The sequence below is a fragment of the Agrococcus sp. TSP3-2-1 genome, from assembly GCF_049897585.1.
Classification (GTDB): Bacteria; Actinomycetota; Actinomycetes; order Actinomycetales; family Microbacteriaceae; genus Agrococcus.
In genome coordinates this window covers 60861-77308 of the sequence record NZ_JAFCWN010000003.1, presented here as the reverse complement: position 1 = coordinate 77308, position 16448 = coordinate 60861, and the positions used below count along the sequence as shown (strand labels likewise).

The 16448-nt window shown below is 74.1% G+C and carries 17 protein-coding genes; 14 read left to right on the top strand and 3 right to left on the bottom strand.

Features of this window, described 5'->3' with window-relative positions:
* Positions 1-64: 64 nt before the first annotated feature.
* The gene (locus tag ACP7BI_RS05135) at positions 65-1435 is read left to right on the top strand and encodes a DUF418 domain-containing protein (RefSeq protein ID WP_425844172.1); all 1371 of its coding nucleotides are present in this window, start codon (positions 65-67) and stop codon (positions 1433-1435) included.
* A 17-nt stretch (positions 1436-1452) separates the two neighbouring features.
* Positions 1453-2154 carry a uridine kinase gene (locus ACP7BI_RS05130; protein WP_425844170.1) on the top strand — a complete coding sequence of 234 codons (702 nt, stop codon included), beginning with the start codon at positions 1453-1455 and terminating at the stop codon, positions 2152-2154.
* Here ACP7BI_RS05130 and ACP7BI_RS05125 read toward each other — a convergent pair whose 3' ends face one another.
* Positions 2155-3156 carry a ketopantoate reductase family protein gene (locus ACP7BI_RS05125; RefSeq protein ID WP_425844169.1) on the bottom strand — a complete coding sequence of 334 codons (1002 nt, stop codon included), beginning with the start codon at positions 3154-3156 and terminating at the stop codon, positions 2155-2157.
* 87 nt (positions 3157-3243) lie between these two features.
* Between ACP7BI_RS05125 and truB the strand changes: the two genes are divergently transcribed.
* From truB to ACP7BI_RS05085, 8 genes are all read left to right on the top strand, one after another.
* On the top strand, positions 3244-4143 hold the full coding sequence (gene truB / locus ACP7BI_RS05120) for a tRNA pseudouridine(55) synthase TruB (protein WP_425844167.1): 900 nt from the start codon (positions 3244-3246) through the stop codon (positions 4141-4143).
* Positions 4140-4511: a hypothetical protein gene (locus ACP7BI_RS05115; protein WP_425844166.1), complete on the top strand. Its 372-nt coding sequence runs from the start codon at positions 4140-4142 to the stop codon at positions 4509-4511. Before truB ends, ACP7BI_RS05115 begins: the two co-directional genes overlap by 4 nt.
* Before the next feature lie 112 nt (positions 4512-4623).
* A complete protein-coding gene (locus tag ACP7BI_RS05110) occupies positions 4624-4962 on the top strand; it encodes a hypothetical protein (protein ID WP_425844568.1) in 339 nt (112 codons plus the stop codon).
* Positions 4959-5909: a bifunctional riboflavin kinase/FAD synthetase gene (locus ACP7BI_RS05105; protein ID WP_425844165.1), complete on the top strand. Its 951-nt coding sequence runs from the start codon at positions 4959-4961 to the stop codon at positions 5907-5909. Before ACP7BI_RS05110 ends, ACP7BI_RS05105 begins: the two co-directional genes overlap by 4 nt.
* A gap of 110 nt (positions 5910-6019) precedes the next feature.
* On the top strand, positions 6020-7030 hold the full coding sequence (gene deoC / locus ACP7BI_RS05100) for a deoxyribose-phosphate aldolase (RefSeq protein ID WP_425844164.1): 1011 nt from the start codon (positions 6020-6022) through the stop codon (positions 7028-7030).
* A gap of 7 nt (positions 7031-7037) precedes the next feature.
* Positions 7038-8480 (top strand): aldehyde dehydrogenase family protein, encoded by a 1443-nt coding sequence (locus ACP7BI_RS05095; protein ID WP_425844163.1) that lies wholly within the window; start codon positions 7038-7040, stop codon positions 8478-8480.
* Positions 8477-9352, top strand: a complete 876-nt coding sequence (locus ACP7BI_RS05090; protein ID WP_425844162.1) for an aldehyde dehydrogenase family protein — start codon at positions 8477-8479, stop codon at positions 9350-9352. The genes ACP7BI_RS05095 and ACP7BI_RS05090 overlap by 4 nt, the downstream gene beginning before the upstream one ends.
* Before the next feature lie 8 nt (positions 9353-9360).
* Positions 9361-10275, top strand: a complete 915-nt coding sequence (locus ACP7BI_RS05085) for a cation diffusion facilitator family transporter (RefSeq protein WP_425844160.1) — start codon at positions 9361-9363, stop codon at positions 10273-10275.
* A gap of 475 nt (positions 10276-10750) precedes the next feature.
* Here ACP7BI_RS05085 and ACP7BI_RS05080 read toward each other — a convergent pair whose 3' ends face one another.
* Both ACP7BI_RS05080 and ACP7BI_RS05075 read right to left on the bottom strand, forming a co-directional pair.
* The gene (locus ACP7BI_RS05080) at positions 10751-11155 is read right to left on the bottom strand and encodes a hypothetical protein (RefSeq protein ID WP_425844158.1); all 405 of its coding nucleotides are present in this window, start codon (positions 11153-11155) and stop codon (positions 10751-10753) included.
* Positions 11155-12450, bottom strand: coding sequence for a M20/M25/M40 family metallo-hydrolase (locus ACP7BI_RS05075; protein WP_425844157.1), 1296 nt, complete (start codon positions 12448-12450; stop codon positions 11155-11157). The genes ACP7BI_RS05080 and ACP7BI_RS05075 overlap by 1 nt, the downstream gene beginning before the upstream one ends.
* 24 nt (positions 12451-12474) lie before the next feature.
* Between ACP7BI_RS05075 and ACP7BI_RS05070 the strand changes: the two genes are divergently transcribed.
* Genes ACP7BI_RS05070 through ACP7BI_RS05055 form a run of 4 tightly spaced genes read left to right on the top strand, consistent with a single transcriptional unit; the run spans position 12475 to position 16438 of the window.
* Positions 12475-13272, top strand: coding sequence for a N5-glutamine methyltransferase family protein (locus tag ACP7BI_RS05070; RefSeq protein ID WP_425844155.1), 798 nt, complete (start codon positions 12475-12477; stop codon positions 13270-13272).
* A gap of 48 nt (positions 13273-13320) precedes the next feature.
* A complete protein-coding gene (locus tag ACP7BI_RS05065) occupies positions 13321-14187 on the top strand; it encodes a tryptophan 2,3-dioxygenase (RefSeq protein WP_425844153.1) in 867 nt (288 codons plus the stop codon).
* Positions 14184-15215 (top strand): hydrolase, encoded by a 1032-nt coding sequence (locus ACP7BI_RS05060; RefSeq protein ID WP_425844151.1) that lies wholly within the window; start codon positions 14184-14186, stop codon positions 15213-15215. Before ACP7BI_RS05065 ends, ACP7BI_RS05060 begins: the two co-directional genes overlap by 4 nt.
* Positions 15212-16438 carry a kynureninase gene (locus ACP7BI_RS05055; protein ID WP_425844149.1) on the top strand — a complete coding sequence of 409 codons (1227 nt, stop codon included), beginning with the start codon at positions 15212-15214 and terminating at the stop codon, positions 16436-16438. The genes ACP7BI_RS05060 and ACP7BI_RS05055 overlap by 4 nt, the downstream gene beginning before the upstream one ends.
* Positions 16439-16448 lie beyond the last annotated feature (10 nt).

Below are 16448 nucleotides of genomic sequence, written 5' to 3'. Positions count from 1 at the left end.
CCTGCCAGCGTAGACGCGCGGGCCGGTCGTCACCGGTCGGCTGCCGCCTCGATACCGTCGAGGCATGACGCACGCTGAGCCGCCGCCGCCGCCCGCCCAGCCGTCGCAGCCGCATCCGCCCCAGCCGCATCCGCTGCAGCCATCACCGGCCGGCGGGCCTCGGCTGACGGCCGGGTGGCCTGCGCCGCCGCCGTGGCAGGAGCCCGCGGTCGATCTCGCGGCCGCCGCGACCGCCCCGCGAGGCCGCAGCCTCGCGCCCGACCTCGCGCGCGGGCTCATGCTCCTGCTCATCGCGCTCGCGAACGTGCCGTGGCTGCTCTACGGCCGCGAGCACACGCTCACGAACGCGCACCAGCCCGGCCACGAGGGCGCCGACCTCGGCTACCAGCTCTTCTCGCTCGTCGCGATCGACGGGCGCTCCTACCCGCTGTTCGCGTTCCTGTTCGGCTACGGCATCTGGCAGCTCTACAGCCGCCAGTCGGCGGCTGGCACGCCGTGGCGCCAGGCGCGGCGCATCCTGCAGCGACGGCACGCGTGGATGATCGCGATCGGCGCCGTGCACGCGCTGCTGCTGTGGTTCGGCGACATCGTCGGCGCCTACGGGCTCACGGGCCTCATCGTCGTCGCGCTGCTGCTGCGCCGCTCCGACCGGGTGCTCCGGATCGTCGCGTGGGTGCTCGCCGGTGTGCTCGCCGTCTTCGCGGCCTTCACCCTCGCGAGCGGGCTGCTGCTCGGCTCCGGCATCGCCGGCGACGTCGCCGCCTTCGGCAGCGGTGCGCTCCCGACGCCAGCCGGAGAGCCGAGCTACGCGTGGTTCGCGCTGCAGAGCATCGGCTTCTGGCTGCTCGCGACCCCGGGGCAGCTGCTCTCGCTCACCGTGCCGCTCGCGGTCGTGCTCGGCATGCTCGCGGCTCGCCGCGGCCTGCTCGACCGCCCGCGCGAGCACCGCCGCGCGCTCTTGTCGCTCGCGGTCGTCGGCATCGCGGTCGGCTGGGCGGGCGGGGCGCTCGCCGCGGCGCAGTTCGCCGGGCTCCTGCTCGACCCGGCGCTCTCGTGGGCCACGATGGGCGTCTCGAGCCTCGCGGGCGTCGCGGGCGGCATCGGCTACGCCGCGCTCTTCGCCCTCCTCGCCGCGGCGATCGGCGAGCGGCGCGGCGTCGTCGTGCGAGCCCTCACGGCGGTCGGCAAGCGCTCGCTCTCGAGCTACGTGCTGCAGTCGGTGCTGCTCGTGCCGACGCTCGCGGCATGGGGCTTCGGGCTCGGTGCGACGCTGGCGCCGCTCGCCGCCGCGGGCGTCGCGGTCGCCGTGTGGCTCGTGAGCGTCGCCATCGCCCTCGTGCTCGACGTGCGCGGCAAGCGCGGCCCCGCCGAAGCGCTGCTGCGGCGCCTTGCCTACGGCTCGCGGCCGGTCGCTCCGCCGACGCCCGTCGCGTGAGCGCCTAGGCTGACGCCATGATCGACCGCTCGCTGCTCATGAAGGCCGCCGCCTGGACGCCCGAGCAGAAGGCGCTCTACACCGACCTCGTCGACCAGCTGCTGCGGCGCAATCCGCGCGGCCGCCGGCTCATCGCCGTCGAGGGCCGCGACGGGGTCGGGAAGACGCACTTCGCGGATGCGCTCCAGGTCGCGTTCGCGCGAGCGGGCGTCGAGGCGTTCCGAGCGAGCGCCGACGACTTCCATCGGCCGCAGGCGTTCCGCTACCGGCAGGGGCGCGACTCGCCGAAGGGCTACTTCGAGGACGCCTTCGACGTCGAGCTGCTCGACCGCGTGCTGCTGCACCCGTTCCGGATGGGCGGCTCGACGGGCTTCGTGACGCGCGCCTTCGACCTCCACGCCGACCGCAGCGTCGAGATGGAGTGGGAGACCGCTGGTCCCGACATCGTGCTCATCGTCGACGGCGTCTTCCTGCAGCGGCCCGCGCTCGCGGGCAAGTGGCACGCGGTCGTCTACCTCGACGCCGACGACCGCACGCGAGGCGAGCGGATGCGCGCTCGCGACGGCGCGCATCCCGACCTCCGCCACGAGTCGCACCGCCGCTACCGGGAGGCGCACGACCTGTACGAGCGGGCGGTGAACCCGCGGAGGCGGGCAGCCTTCATCGTCGAGAACAGCGACTGGCGCCGCCCGGTGCAGGTGTTCGCCGACTCCTGCTGACTAGGCGAGCTGCCGCACGACCGACGCGGGCAGGAAGCGACCCGAGCGCTCGACCTCGTGCACGAGCTCGACGAGCGCCGCGTTGACCGGGGCCTCCCGACCGGCACGCGTCGCCGCCTCGACGACCGCGCCGTTGATCATGTCGACCTCGGTCGGCTGGCCGCGCCGGATCGACTGCTGCGTCGAGCCGAGATTGGGCACCTCTCCGAGCCGCGCTCGGATGCGCAGCGGCACCTGCTGGGCGACGCGGTGCGGCGCCCACGCGAGCAGCCGCACGAGCACGGGCGAGAGCCCCTGCATCGGCTGGAAGCGCACCCCGCTCGCGAGCCCGACGCGCGCGCACTCCCGCATCGACGCGACCATCACGCGCCGCAGCCCCGGGTCGGCGATGACGTCCTGCACCGAGTGGCCGACGATCGCCGGGATCGCGTTCACCATGTTGATGAGCAGCTTCGTCCACTGCGAGCCCTCGAGGTCGGCCGTCGGCTCGACCGTCATGACCTCGCCGAGCAGCGCCGCGAAGCGCTCGCCCTCCGGGCCGCCGACGATCGTCGCGTTCGCGGCGGTCACGGTGACCGTGCCCGGCTCGAGCGAGTTCGCCGCGATGAGCGAGAGCGCACCCGCCACGCGCTCGTGCCCCAGCAGCCGCGCGGCCGCGCGCTCGCCGTAGAGCCCGTTCTGCGCGACGAGCAGCGGCACGTCGGCGAGGTGCGCGCGATTGGCCTCGAGCGCGTCGGCGGTGCCGGTCGCCTTCACGGCGAGGATCGCGACGTCGGGGGCCTCCTCGAGCCGCTCGAGCGCCGTCACGGCGGCCGTGCGCGTGCCGAAGCCGCCGCGCAGCCGCAGCCCGTGCTCGCGCATCGCCTCGAGGTTCGCGCCGCGCGCGGTGACGGTGACGTCGTGGCCCGCAGCCTCGAGCAGTGCCGCCATCGTGCCGCCGATCGCGCCCGCACCGATCACCGCGACGCGCTGCCGCGCGGGCGGGGCCTCGTCGATCGCCATGCCGAGAGGCTATCGCCGCGCGCGGCGCCGGCCGTGCCGACCGTCAGCACCCAGGAGCCGACCGGGACGGGCGTCTACACTCATCCGGTGCCCTCCGATCCCGACGCCCCCGACGGCATCCTGCTCGTCGACAAGCCCCAGGGGATCACGAGCCACACCGCGGTGAGCCGCGCGCGCCGCGCCCTCGGCACCCGCAAGGTCGGCCACGCGGGCACGCTCGACCCGATGGCGACGGGCCTGCTCATCCTCGGGGTCGGCCCCTCGACCCGCTTGCTGACGCACATCGTCGGGCTCGACAAGACCTACACCGCCACGATCGCGCTCGGCGCGGCGACGACGACCGACGACGCCGAGGGCGAGGTGACGACGACGGCGGATGCGTCCCACCTCTCGAGCGACGACCTCACGGCCCCGATGGCGGCGCTCTCGGGCGAGATCGAGCAGGTGCCGTCGTCGGTGAGCGCGATCAAGGTCGACGGCGAGCGTGCCTACGCCCGCGTCCGCGCCGGGGAGGAGGTCGAGCTCTCGGCCCGGCCCGTGACGGTCTCGCGCTTCGAGGTGCTCGGCTTCCGGCCCGGCGCCCGCGCCGAGGTCGACGTGGTCGTCGACTGCTCGAGCGGCACCTACATCCGCGCGCTCGCCCGCGACCTCGGCGCCGCGCTCGGCGTCGGCGGGCACCTGACGGCGCTCCGCCGCACCCGCATCGGGCCGTTCGTCGTCGAAGACGCGCCGATCGCCGACGCGCTGCCCGACGGCGCTCGAGCGCTGCTCGAGCCGCCCGCCCTGGCCGCCTCACGCATCCTGCCCGTCGCCGAGCTCGACGACGAGCGGGCCGCGAACCTCGCGCACGGCCGCCGCACGGTCGCGCTCGAGGGGGAGCGGGGCCTCGTCGCGGCCGTGCACGGCGACCGGCTGGTCGGCATCGCCCGCGTCGAGGGACGGCGGCTGCTGCCCGTCACGAACTTCCCGACCGGCGGTGCGTCGTGATCAGCGCCCTCATGCTCGCGCAGGCGATCGCGCTCGGCGTCATCGGCGCGATCGTCGCGATCATCGGGCTCACGAAGCGCCCGTTCAACGACTTCGTGCTCGGCGCCGCCGCGCTCTCGCTGCTGACGCTCGTCGTGCAGGCGGTCGTGTCGTTCATCGCGCCGTTCACGGGCAACGGCCCGACGGGCGACCTGCTCGAGTACTGGACCTACCTGCTCACCGCGCTCGTCATCCCGCCCGGCGCGGTGCTGTGGGCGCTCGTCGACAAGCAGGGCCGGTGGTCGACGCTCATCGTCGGCATCGGCATCCTCGCGTGCGCCGTGATGGTCTACCGCATGCACCAGATCTGGTTCGTGCAGGTCGGGTGAGGGCCCCCCGCGGCAGGGTCGGCGGCGCGGGATCGCTAGACTCGACCGAGTGAATGAGCGCAAGCACGCCGGCATCGGTCGAGTCCTCATCGCGGTGTACGCGGTGCTCGCGATGGCCGCGACCGGCCGCTCCTTCGTGCAGATCGTGCAGCGCTTCGACGAGGCGCCGCTCGCGTACTCGCTGAGCGCCGTCGCCGCCGTCGTCTACATCGTCGCGACCGTCGCGCTCGCGAGCCCGAGGGATGCGTGGCGTCGCGTCGCGCTCGCTGCCGTCTGCTTCGAGCTCGTCGGCGTGCTCGTGGTCGGCGCGCTCTCGCTCGTCGCCCCGGAGCTCTTCGCGCACGACTCGGTGTGGAGCTACTTCGGCATGGGCTACCTCTTCATCCCCGCCGTGCTGCCGTTCCTCGGCCTGTGGTGGCTGCGCGCGAGCAGCGAGCGGGTGGCGGCGTGAGCGACCTCGCCGCGCGCGGGCTCGGCTGGGTCGAGCAGCTCGAGGCGCTGCCGAGCGCCATCACGATCGGCAAGTTCGACGGCGTGCACATCGGCCACCGGCGCATCCTCGAGCAGCTGCGCGCGATCGCCGAGGCCGAGGGGCTCGTGTCGACCGTCGTCACCTTCGACCGCAACCCGCTCGAGGTCGTGCGACCGGACCGCGCGCCGCTGCCGCTCGTCTCGCTGCGCCACAAGGTCGAGCTGCTGCACGATGCGGGCGCCGACCGCGTCATCGTCGTGCCCTTCACCGCCGAGACGGCCGCGCAGCCCGCGGAGGAGTTCTCGGAGCGCGTGCTCTTCGACGGGCTCGGCGCCCGCGTGCTGCTCGTCGGCGACGACTTCCGCTTCGGGCACCGGGGGGCGGGCGACGCGGCGATGCTGCGCAGGCACGCCGAGCCGCGCGGCGCGCGCGTCGAGTCGATCGACGACATCTGCTTCGCCGACGGCCGCCGCGTCTCGTCGACCTGGATCCGCGAGGCGCTCGGCCTCGGCCGCATCCAGGAGGCGAACGCGATGCTCGGCCGCCGGCACCTGCTGCGCGGCGACGTCGTGCGCGGCTTCCAGCGCGGCCGCGCGCTCGGCTACCCGACCGCCAACCTCGGCTCGCCGGTCGAGGGCTTCGTGCCCGCCGACGGCGTCTACGCCGCGATGGCGCGGGTCGACGCGGGGGCCTTCCCGGCGGCGGTCTCGATCGGCGACAACCCCACGTTCGACGGCGTGGCGGCGAAGACGGTCGAGGCCTTCCTGCTCGACGTCGACCTCGACCTCTACGACCGCCCGATCGAGCTCGAGCTCATCGACTTCGTGCGCCCGATGCACCGCTTCGAGAGCCTCGACGAGCTCGTCGCGCAGATGGGCCGCGACGTCGACCGCACGCGCGAGCTCGTCGCCGCGGCGACGGCCTGAGCGGCGGCGCCCACCGCGGGACGCGACTGCGCGCCGCTCGGTAGACTGCCGTGCACCCATCCGCCCACCCCGATCCGCGGGAGTGGCCAGGCAGGGCAAGAAGGAACAGCGTGACATCGACCAGCGCAGCGCTCGCGCCCGCAGAGCGCGCCGTCCAGCTGCTCGGCAGCGACCTCTCCGAGGTCGCGCTGCGCCAGCACCTCGAGGGCCTGCCGGCCGTCGACGCGGTCGGGCTCGAAGCCCGCGCGGCGCGCTTCGGCACCCGCTCGATCAAGACCTCGTCGAAGGCGGCCGCGCTCGACCTCGCGATCCGCATGATCGACCTCACGACCCTGCAGGGCGCCGACACGCGCGGCAAGGTGCGCTCGCTCGTCGCGAAGGCGCTCGTGCCCGACGCGAACGACCCCTCGACGCCCCGGCCCGCAGCGGTGTGCGTCTACGGCGACATGGTCGGCCACGCCGTCGAGGCGCTCGGCTCGGCGTGGAGCGCCGGCAAGGACGACGGCATCAACGTCGCCGCCGTCGCGACCGCGTTCCCCGCCGGCCGCGCGAGCATCGAGGTCAAGCTGCAGGACACCCGCGATGCCGTCGCCGCGGGCGCCGACGAGATCGACATGGTCATCGACCGCGGCGCATTCCTCGAGGGCAGCTACGGCAAGGTCTTCGACGAGATCGTGCTGACGAAGGAGGCGTGCCGCCGTGGCGACGGCTCGTACGCGCACCTCAAGGTCATCCTCGAGACCGGCGAGCTCGTCACCTACGACAACGTGCGCCGCGCCTCGTGGCTCTCGATCCTCGCCGGCGGCGACTTCATCAAGACCTCGACCGGCAAGGTGCAGCCCGCGGCGACGCTGCCGGTCACGCTGCTCATGCTGCAGGTCGTGCGCGACTGGGAGCGGCTCACGGGCGAGCGCATCGGCGTCAAGCCCGCCGGCGGCATCTCCACCGCGAAGGACGCCATCAAGCACCTCGTCGCGGTCGCCGAGACGTGCGGCGAGGCGTGGCTCGACCCGAAGCTCTACCGCTTCGGCGCCTCGAGCCTGCTCAACGACGTGCTGCTGCAGCGCCAGAAGCTCACCACCGGCCGCTACTCCGGCCCCGACTACGTCACGATCGACTGAAGGCACCATGGCATTCCTCGACTACGCGCCGGCTCCCGAGTCGACGTCCATCCTCTCGCTGCGGGAGGACTACCGCCTCTGGATCGGCGGCGAGTGGGTGACGGGCGGCGGCGAGCCGTTCGCCTCCGTCTCCCCGAGCACCGAGCAGCAGATCGCGACCTTCGCGTACGCCGACGAGGGCGACGTGGATGCGGCGGTGCGTGCCGCGCGTGCCGCGTTCCGTGACACGTGGGGCCCGATGTCGGGCCGCGACCGCGGCAAGTTCCTGTTCCGCATCGCGCGCATCCTGCAGGAGCGCGCCCGCGAGCTCGCGGTCGCCGAGTCGCTCGACAACGGCAAGCCGATCCGCGAGACGCGCGACGCCGACATCCCGCTCGTGGCCCAGTGGTTCTTCCACTGCGCCGGCTGGGCCGACAAGCTCGACCACCTCGGGCTCGGCGCCGCGCCGCGGCCGCACGGCGTCGCCGCGCAGGTCATCCCGTGGAACTTCCCGCTGCTCATGCTCGCGTGGAAGGTCGCGCCGGCCCTCGCCGCGGGCAACACCGTCGTGCTCAAGCCCGCCGAGACGACGCCGCTCACGGCGATGCTCTTCGCCGAGGTCTGCGAGCAGGCCGGGCTGCCTGCCGGCGTCGTCAACCTCGTCACGGGCGACGGCGCGACGGGCGCGGCGCTCGTGCGCCACCCCGACGTCGACAAGGTCGCCTTCACCGGCTCGACCGCCGTCGGCCGCGAGATCGCGAAGGCGCTCGCGGGCACGAGCAAGAAGCTCACGCTCGAGCTCGGCGGCAAGGGGGCGAACATCGTCTTCGACGACGCACCGCTCGACCAGGCGATCGAGGGCATCGTCGACGGCATCTTCTTCAACCAGGGGCAGGTGTGCTGCGCCGGCAGCCGACTGCTCGTGCAGGAGAACGTGCACGACGCCGTGATGGATCGCCTCAAGGAGCGCATGGCGACGCTCCGGGTCGGCGACCCGCTCGACAAGAACACCGACGTCGGCGCGATCAACTCGAGCGAGCAGCTCGAGCGCATCACGCGGCTCGTCGAGCGCGGCATCGCGGAGGGCGGCGAGGCCTGGAGCCCCGCGTGCGAGCTGCCGCAAGAGGGCTACTGGTTCGCGCCGACCGTCATCACCGGCGTCGAGGCGTCGTCGACGATCGCGCGCGAGGAGATCTTCGGGCCCGTGCTCTCGGTGCTCACCTTCCGCACGCCCGACGAGGCGATCGCGAAGGCCAACAACACCCCCTACGGCCTCTCGGCCGGCATCTGGAGCGACAAGGGCTCGCGCGTGCTCGCGATCGCCGACAAGCTCCGCGCGGGTGTCGTGTGGACGAACGCGTTCAACAAGTTCGACCCCGCGAGCCCGTTCGGCGGCTACAAGGAGTCGGGCTACGGCCGCGAGGGCGGCGTCCAGGGCATGCAGGCGTACCTGAAGGCAGGCGAGCGATGACCACCACCACGAAGACGACGACGCGCCTGGACGTGCCGAAGACGTACAAGCTCTTCATCGGCGGCGCGTTCCCGCGCAGCGAGTCGGGGCGCGTCACGGAGGTGCGCGACGTCGAGGGCCGCTTCGTCGCGAACGTCGCGAAGGCGTCGCGGAAGGATGCGCGCGAGGCGGTGCGCGCGGCCCGCAAGGCCCAGCCGGGCTGGGCGGGCGCGACCGCGTACAACCGCGGCCAGGTGCTCTACCGCGTCGCCGAGGTGCTCGAGGGCCGGAAGGCGCAGTTCGTCGACGAGCTGCAGCGCACCGAGGGCCTCTCGGCCGCGCGCGCTCGCGCGCAGGTCGAGGAGGCGATCGACCTGTGGGTGTGGCACGCCGGCTGGACCGACAAGATCGCCCAGGTCGCGGGCTCCGCGAACCCCGTCGCCGGCCCCTACTTCAACATCTCGGTGCCCGAGCCGACCGGTGTCGTCGCGATCGTCGCGCCGCAGTCGCAGGGCCTGCTCGGCCTCACGTCGGTCGTCGCGCCCGCGCTCGTGATGGGCAACGCGGTCGTCGTCGTCCCCGCCGCGTCGTCGCCGCTCGTGGCGATCTCGCTCGCCGAGGTGCTCGCGACGAGCGACCTCCCCAGCGGCGTCGTCAACGTGCTCACGGGCGACCCGGCCGAGCTCGCGCCGTGGCTCGCGAGCCACGCCGACGTCAACGCGCTCGACCTGACGGGCGCGGGCGACCTCGACTGGGTCGCGCTCGAGGTCGCGGCGGCCGACACGCTCAAGCGCGTCATCCGCCCCGAGCCGGGCATCGCGCCCGAGACGCCGCAGCGCATCCTCGCCCTGACGGAGACGAAGACCGTCTGGCACACCAAGTCGCGCATGTAGCGGCGGGCATGTCGTCGCACGGGCACGGCCACGCGGCCGCGGCCGGCTCGCGCCGGCTCGCGGTCGCGTTCGGCATCACGGCTGCGCTGTTCGCGGCGCAGGTCGTGGGCTCGATCGTCACGGGCTCGCTCGCGCTGCTCGTCGACACCGTGCACATGCTCACCGACGTCGCGGGGCTCGGCATCGCGCTCGCGGCGCAGCGGCTCGTGCGCGCCGCCCCGAGCGGGCGCCGCACGTGGGGGCTCGTGCGCGTCGAGGTGCTCGCCGCGGCCGCGCAAGCGGCAGCGCTGCTCATCGTCGCGCTCGTCGTGGTGGTCGAGGGCGTGCGCCGCATCGCCGAGCCGACCGAGGTGCCGGGGCCGCTGCTGCTCGTCTTCGGTGCCGTCGGCCTCGCGGGCAACCTCGTCGCGCTCGCGGTGCTCGCGGGCGGCCGCGGCTCGAGCCTCAACCTGCGGGCGGCGTTCCTCGAGGTCGTGAACGACGCGATCGGCTCGGTCGCGGTGATCGCGGCGGCGGTCGCGATCTGGCTGTGGGGCTTCCAGCAGGCCGACCTCATCGCGAGCGCGCTCGTCGCCGTGCTCATCGTGCCGCGCTCGATCGCGCTGCTGCGCGACAGCGGGCGGATCCTGCTCGAGTCGACGCCGCAGGAGCTCGACCTCGACGACGTGCGCGCGCACCTCATGGAGGTCGAGCACGTCATCTCGGTGCACGACCTGCACGCCTCGACGCTCGGCACGGGCCTGCACCAGCTCACGGCGCACGTCGTGGTGGAGGAGTCGTGCTTCGCCGACGGCCACGCGCCGCGCGTGCTCGACCTGCTGCAGGAGTGCGCCGCCGAGCACTTCCCGCTCTCGCTCGAGCACGCGACGTTCCAGCTCGAGCCGCCCGGCCACGCCGACCACGAGCCGCACCTCCACGCCTGAGCGCCGTCTCGGCTGGGTGGTACGGAAGTGCCGCTCGCCGAGGGGCAGCGGCGACGATTCGGTACCACCGTCGCGGCTGGGTGGTACGGATGTGTCGCTCGGACGCGGGCGCGAGCGACGATTCGGTACCACCGATCCCGTCTCGGGGCGCAGCGACGCGGGCTGCGACGAGCGACCGGTCACGACGCTCATGGTGCTGTGCCGCTACGCGATGTCGATCCTGCTGCCCGTCGGATTCGCCGCGGCGTTCCTGACCGCGAGCCAGCTGCGTGCTGGGCGCCGCTCGCGGTGTACGCGCTCGTCGTGCTGCCGCTCTCTGCCCGAGCGAACGGCTCGTGGTGGCGGAGCCCGCCATGGGGTGCGTGGCAGGTGAGCCAGCGAGTGCAGCTCCTCGTGATCGTCATCGCCACGGCGTGGACGATCGCCGCGGGCGAGCCGATGGTCATGGTCGTCGCCGCAGCGCTGCTGCAGCGGGTCAGCGGAGCGCGCTCGCGAGGTCGACCCACCGCATCCGCGGGGCGACGCCCTCGGCCGCCGCCGCGAGCCGCTCGTCGTCGGTCACGAGCACGTCGGCCCGCAGCGACGCGACCGCGAGCAGCTCCGCAGCACCGATCTCTGCCCAGTCGAGCCGCGCGGCGATGCGCCACGCGACCGAGCGCGAGACGCGATCGGCGAGCAGTCGCACCTTGAGCGCCGCGACAGCCTCGAGCTGCGCGCGCCCCTCCGCCTCGTCGAGCGCGCCCGCGCGCACCTCGTCGTAGAGCAGCTGCATCGCGTGCGAGCGCAGCGCCCCGGTGCTCACGAGCTGGTGCTCGCCGACGTCGACGCGCTCGCGCACGATCCGCAGGGCCGTCGGCGCGTCGATCGCGAAGCGCGTCATCAGCAGCTCGACTCGATGAGGTCGGCGTACCAGCGGCAGCCCGCGAGCCACGTGTCGACGCGGATGCGCTCATCGCGCGCGTGGAGCGTCAGCCGCTCCTCGCGCGTCATCTCGAACGGTGCGAAGCGGTAGACGCGATCGGTGATGCGGTGCGCGTGGCGCCCGTCGGTGCCGCCGAGCATGACGTACGGCACGGTCTGCACATCGGGCCGCGCCCGCGCGATGGTCGCCTCGATCGCGTCCCAGCCGGGCCCGGCAGACGGGCTCTCGGGGCTCGGGCCGTGCCCGTGCAGCACCTCGAGCTCGACGCGCGGGTCGGCGATCGCGCGCCGCACGTGCTCGAGCGTCTCGTCGACCGAGGAGCCGAGCGCGATGCGCGCGTTCACGACCGCGGTCGCCTCCTCCGCGAGCGCGTTCGGCACCGCCGCGCCCTGCAGCTGCGTCACGACCGCGGTCGTCGCGAGCATCGCGCGCGTCTCGTCGCCGCGCGCGAGGATGCGCTCGACGAGCGGCCGCGCCCGCCGCACCCGCCGCAGCACCGCACCCTGCGCGCCCGGCGCATCCGCCCCGAGCAGCTCGAGCATGCGCAGCGCCGGCTCCGGCAGCGAGCGGGGGAAGGGGGAGCGGTCGAGCCGCCGGATCGCCCGCGCGAGCCGCGACGTCGCCGGCAGCCGCGGCGGCGTCGACGCGTGCCCGCCGACCTGGGCCACGCGCAACCGGATGTTCGCGAAGCCCTTCTCGGCCACCCCGACGACCGCGACGTCGCGAGAGAGCCCCGCGATGGGCGGCTCGATGATCGCGCCGCCCTCGTCGAGCGCCCACGCGGGCCGCACGCCGCGCGCGTCGAGCTCGGCGATCGCGGAGGCTGCGCCCGAGCCCATCGTCTCCTCGTCGTGCCCGAAGACGAGCCACACGTCGCGCTCCGGCGTGAAGCCGGCCTCGAGCAGCGCCTCGACGCCCACGCAGATCGCGACGAGCGAGCCCTTGTCGTCGAGAGTGCCGCGACCCCACACGTGCGTGCCGTCGCGGTGCCCGGAGTAGGGCGGATGCGTCCAGCCCGACTCGGGGGCGGGCACGACGTCCTGGTGGGCCATGAGCAGCGCCGCGCCGCCGTCGCCGCGGCCCGGCCAGCGCGCGAGGATCGTGTCGCCGACGAGCTCGACCTCGAGCGCGGCGAAGAGCCGCGGGAACCGCTCCTCGAGCGCGGCCCGGAACGCGGGCAGCTGCCCTGGCAGCTCGGTCGGCTCGCGCACGAGCGCGACGAGGTGGTCGACGGCGTCTTCGGCGATCAGCACGAGCGCAGGCTATCGTCGCGAGCGATGGAGCTGCGGGAGCCGGAGGAGCTGCTGGCGGCGCTGCGCGACTCGGGGAGCGTCTTCCCCGCGCGCGAGCTCGCCGAGCTGCAGCGCGCCGCGAGGATCGACGACCCGTGGGCGATCGAGATGATGGTCGAGCGGCGCACGCTCGGCGAGCCGATCGAGCACATCGTCGGCAGTGCGCGCTTCGCCGAGCTGCGCATCGTCGTGCACCAGGGCGTGTTCGTGCCGCGCCGGCGCACCGAGCTGCTCGCGACGCTCGCGGCCGAGCGGCTGCGCGAGGTCGCCGCGCGAGGCGGGGGTGCGCCGCGGCTGCTCGACCTCGGCTGCGGCTCGGGCGCGATCGCGGCGCTCGCGAGGCACCGCGTGCCGGGCGTCGACGTCGTCGCGATCGATGCCGACGCGCATGCGGTGGCGTGCGCGCGCGAGAACCTCCCGGGCGCGCTCGTGGTGCAGGCGCGCTCGCTCGACGCGCTCGACGGCCTCGACGCATCCGCCTTCGACGTCATCGCCGCGAACCTGCCCTACGTGCCGACCGCCCACCTCGTGCACCTTCCGCACGAGGCGGCGGAGTTCGAGCCGCTGCTCGCCCTCGTCGGCGGCGGCGACGGCCTCGACCCGCTCGCGGAGCACGCGCCGGCGATGGTGCGGCACCTCGCGCCGGGCGGCATCGCGCTCGTCGAGCTCGCGCCGCACCAGGTCGAGACCGCCGCCGCGATCGTCGCCGAGGCGGGCTTCCGCGGCTCGAGCGTGCGCACCGACGATGAGCTCGGCGCGACGGTGCTCGTCGCGACCCGCTGACCGCGCCCCCTGCCACTACCGTGGAGGCCGAGCCGAAGGAGGCCTGCAGTGTCCGTCGAGCACAACACTCGAGCGATCGAGGACGGGGTCGTCACCGACCTGCGCGAGCAGATGACCTACGGCTCCTACCTGGGCCTCGACACGCTGCTCGCGTCGCAGCATCCGCGCAGCCGCCCCGAGCACCACGACGAGATGCTCTTCATCGTCCAGCACCAGACGACCGAGCTGTGGCTCAAGCTCGTCATCCACGAGCTCGACGACGCGCGGCGGCTGCTCGCGGCCGACGACCTCGGCGCGGCGCTCAAGCGCATCGCGCGCGTCAAGCACATCCAGGAGGTGCTGACGCAGCAGTGGTCGGTGCTCGCGACCCTCACGCCCACCGAGTACGCGCAGTTCCGCGGCGCGCTCGAGGGCGCATCAGGCTTCCAGAGCGCGCAGTACCGCATGGTCGAGTTCGCGCTCGGCAACAAGCACGAGCGCATGCTGCAGGTCTTCGAGTCGAGCCCCGACGAGCACGCGGCGCTCGCGGCCGAGCTCGAGCGGCCGAGCCTCTACGACGAGTTCCTGCGGCTGCTCGCGCGCCACGGCCACGACGTGCCCGCCGAGGTGCTCGAGCGCGACGTCACGAAGGCGCACGTCTACACCGAGTCGCTCGTGCCCGTCCTCCAGCGCATCTACGAGGGCGCGGCCGAGCCGGGAGCGCCCGACTGGCGCGCCTACGAGACGTGCGAGGAGCTCGTCGACCTCGAGGACAACTTCCAGCTCTGGCGCTTCCGGCACCTCCGCACCGTGACCCGCACGATCGGGCGCAAGACCGGCACGGGCGGCTCGAGCGGCGTCGACTTCCTCGCCCGCGCGCTCGACCTGACGTTCTTCCCCGAGCTCTACGCCATCCGCACGCGGATCGGCACGTGACGGCACCCGTCGTCGCCCGAGTCGCGCACGCCCGCCTCGGCGGTCGGTGGGTGACGGATGCGGTGGTCGAGCTGAGCGCGACCGGCATGCGGCTCGTGCCCGACGGCGAGGCGCCGCGGCGAGTCGTGCGCGTCGAGGGCGCGCTGCTGCCGCCGCTCACCGACGCGCACGTGCACCTCGGGCTGTGCGCGGCGACGCGGGGCGAGCCCACCGCGCTCGGCCGCGTGCTCGACCTCGGCTGGGCGCCGAGCGAGCTGCCCGCGCTCGTCGACGCGGTCGAGACCGCGCATCGCGGCGTCGAGGCGCGCTTCGCCGGGCCGTTCCACGCGGCTGTCGGCGGCTACCCCTCGGATCGCGCGTGGGCGCCGCCCGGGGCCGTCGTCGAGCTCGCGAGCGCGGCGGAGGCGGTGCGCTCGGTGCGCGCGCAAGCGAGGGCCGGTGCGGCCGCGATCAAGGTCACCCTCAGCAGCGACGACGGACCCGTGCTCGACGACGATGTGCTCCGCGCGATCCTCACCGAGGCGCGCGAGGCGGGGCTGCCGGTCGTCGCCCACGCGCGCGGCGCGGGACAGGTCGAGCGCGCGATCGCGGCGGGCGTCGCCGTGCTCGCGCACGCGCCGTGGAGCGAGCGGCTCGACGACGCGGTCATCCGCGAGGCCGCGACCCGGCAGACGTGGATCTCGACGCTCGCGATGCACGAGCGCGACGGCGTCGAGGGCGCGCTCGCTCGCGCGACCGACAACCTCGCCCGCTTCGCCGCTGTGGGAGGAACCGTCGCCTACGGCACCGATCTCGGCAACGGGCTCGACCGCTTCGACCTCGATCCGACGGAGGTCGCCGCGCTCCGCCGAGCGGGCATCGACGGCACCGCGCTCGTCGATGCGCTGCTCTCCGAGCGGCTGCTCCCGCCCGGCCCGATGATCGGCGTCGTCGCGGCCGACGTCGTCGACGACGAGTCGCTGCTGGCCGACCTGCACCGCGCTCGATCGCTGCCCTACACGTGGTTCGACCTGAAAGGCTCCGCATGACCGATCTCGCCCGCCGCGCCGCCGAGCTCGACGCCGCCGACCCGCTCGCCGAGCACGTCGAGCGCTTCGTCCGCGGCGGCGATGTCGTCGCCTACCTCGACGGCAACTCGCTCGGCCGGCCGCTCGCGTCGCTGCCCGAGCGCTACCTCGACTTCATCGAGCGGGATTGGGGCGAGCGGCTCATCCGCTCGTGGGACGAGCAGTGGATGCGTCGCCCGTTCGACCTCGGGGACCGCATCGGCGCGCTCGTGGGCGCCGCGCCCGGGCAGGCGTTCGTCGGCGACTCGACGACCGTGCTGCTCTACAAGCTCGCGCGCGCCGCGGTCGACGCGCAAGCCGAGCGCGGCCGCACCGAGGTCGTCATCGACGACGACAACTTCCCGAGCGACCGGTTCATCGTCGAGGGCATCGCGGCCGAGCGCGGCTGCTCGATCCGCTGGATCGAGGCCGACCCCGCAGCGGGCGTGACGCTCGAGCAGGTCGAGGCGGCGGTCGGGGAGCGCACAGCGCTCGTGCTGCTGAGCCACGTCGCCTACCGCTCGGGCTTCGTCGCCGACGTCGCGGGCATCACGCGCGCCGCGCACGATGCGGGAGCGCTCGTGCTGTGGGACCTGTGCCACTCGGCCGGCGTCATCCCCGTCGGCCTCGACGAGCACGGCGTCGACCTCGCGGTCGGCTGCTCCTACAAGTACCTGAACGGCGGGCCGGGCGCGCCGGCGTTCGGCTACGTGCGAGCGGACCTGCACGAGCGGCTCGCGCAGCCGATCCAGGGCTGGATGGGAGCCGCCGACGTCTTCGCGATGGGGCCGCGCTACGAGCCGGCCGCGGGCCTCGGCCGGTTCCTGAGCGGCACGCCGCCGGTGCTCGCGACCGTCGCGCTCGAGGCGATGGTCGAGCTCGTCGAAGCCGTCGGCATCGACGCGGTGCGGGCGAAGTCCGTCGCCCTCACCGACTTCGCCGAGGCGGCGCTCGCCGAGCACGTGCTGCCGCTCGGGGCGCGGCTCGCGAGCCCGCCCGCCGGGCCGCACCGCGGCAGCCACCTCACGGTGACGCATCCGTCGTTCCGGGAGGTCAACGCGAGGCTGTGGGAGCGGGGCGTGATCGGCGACTTCCGCGCGCCCGACGGCATCCGCATCGGGCTCTCCCCGCTCTCGACGACCTTCGCGGAGGTCGAGCTCGGCGTCGCCGCGCTCGGGGAGGAGCTGCGGCGCGCGCTGTCGTAGCCGGGCGAGG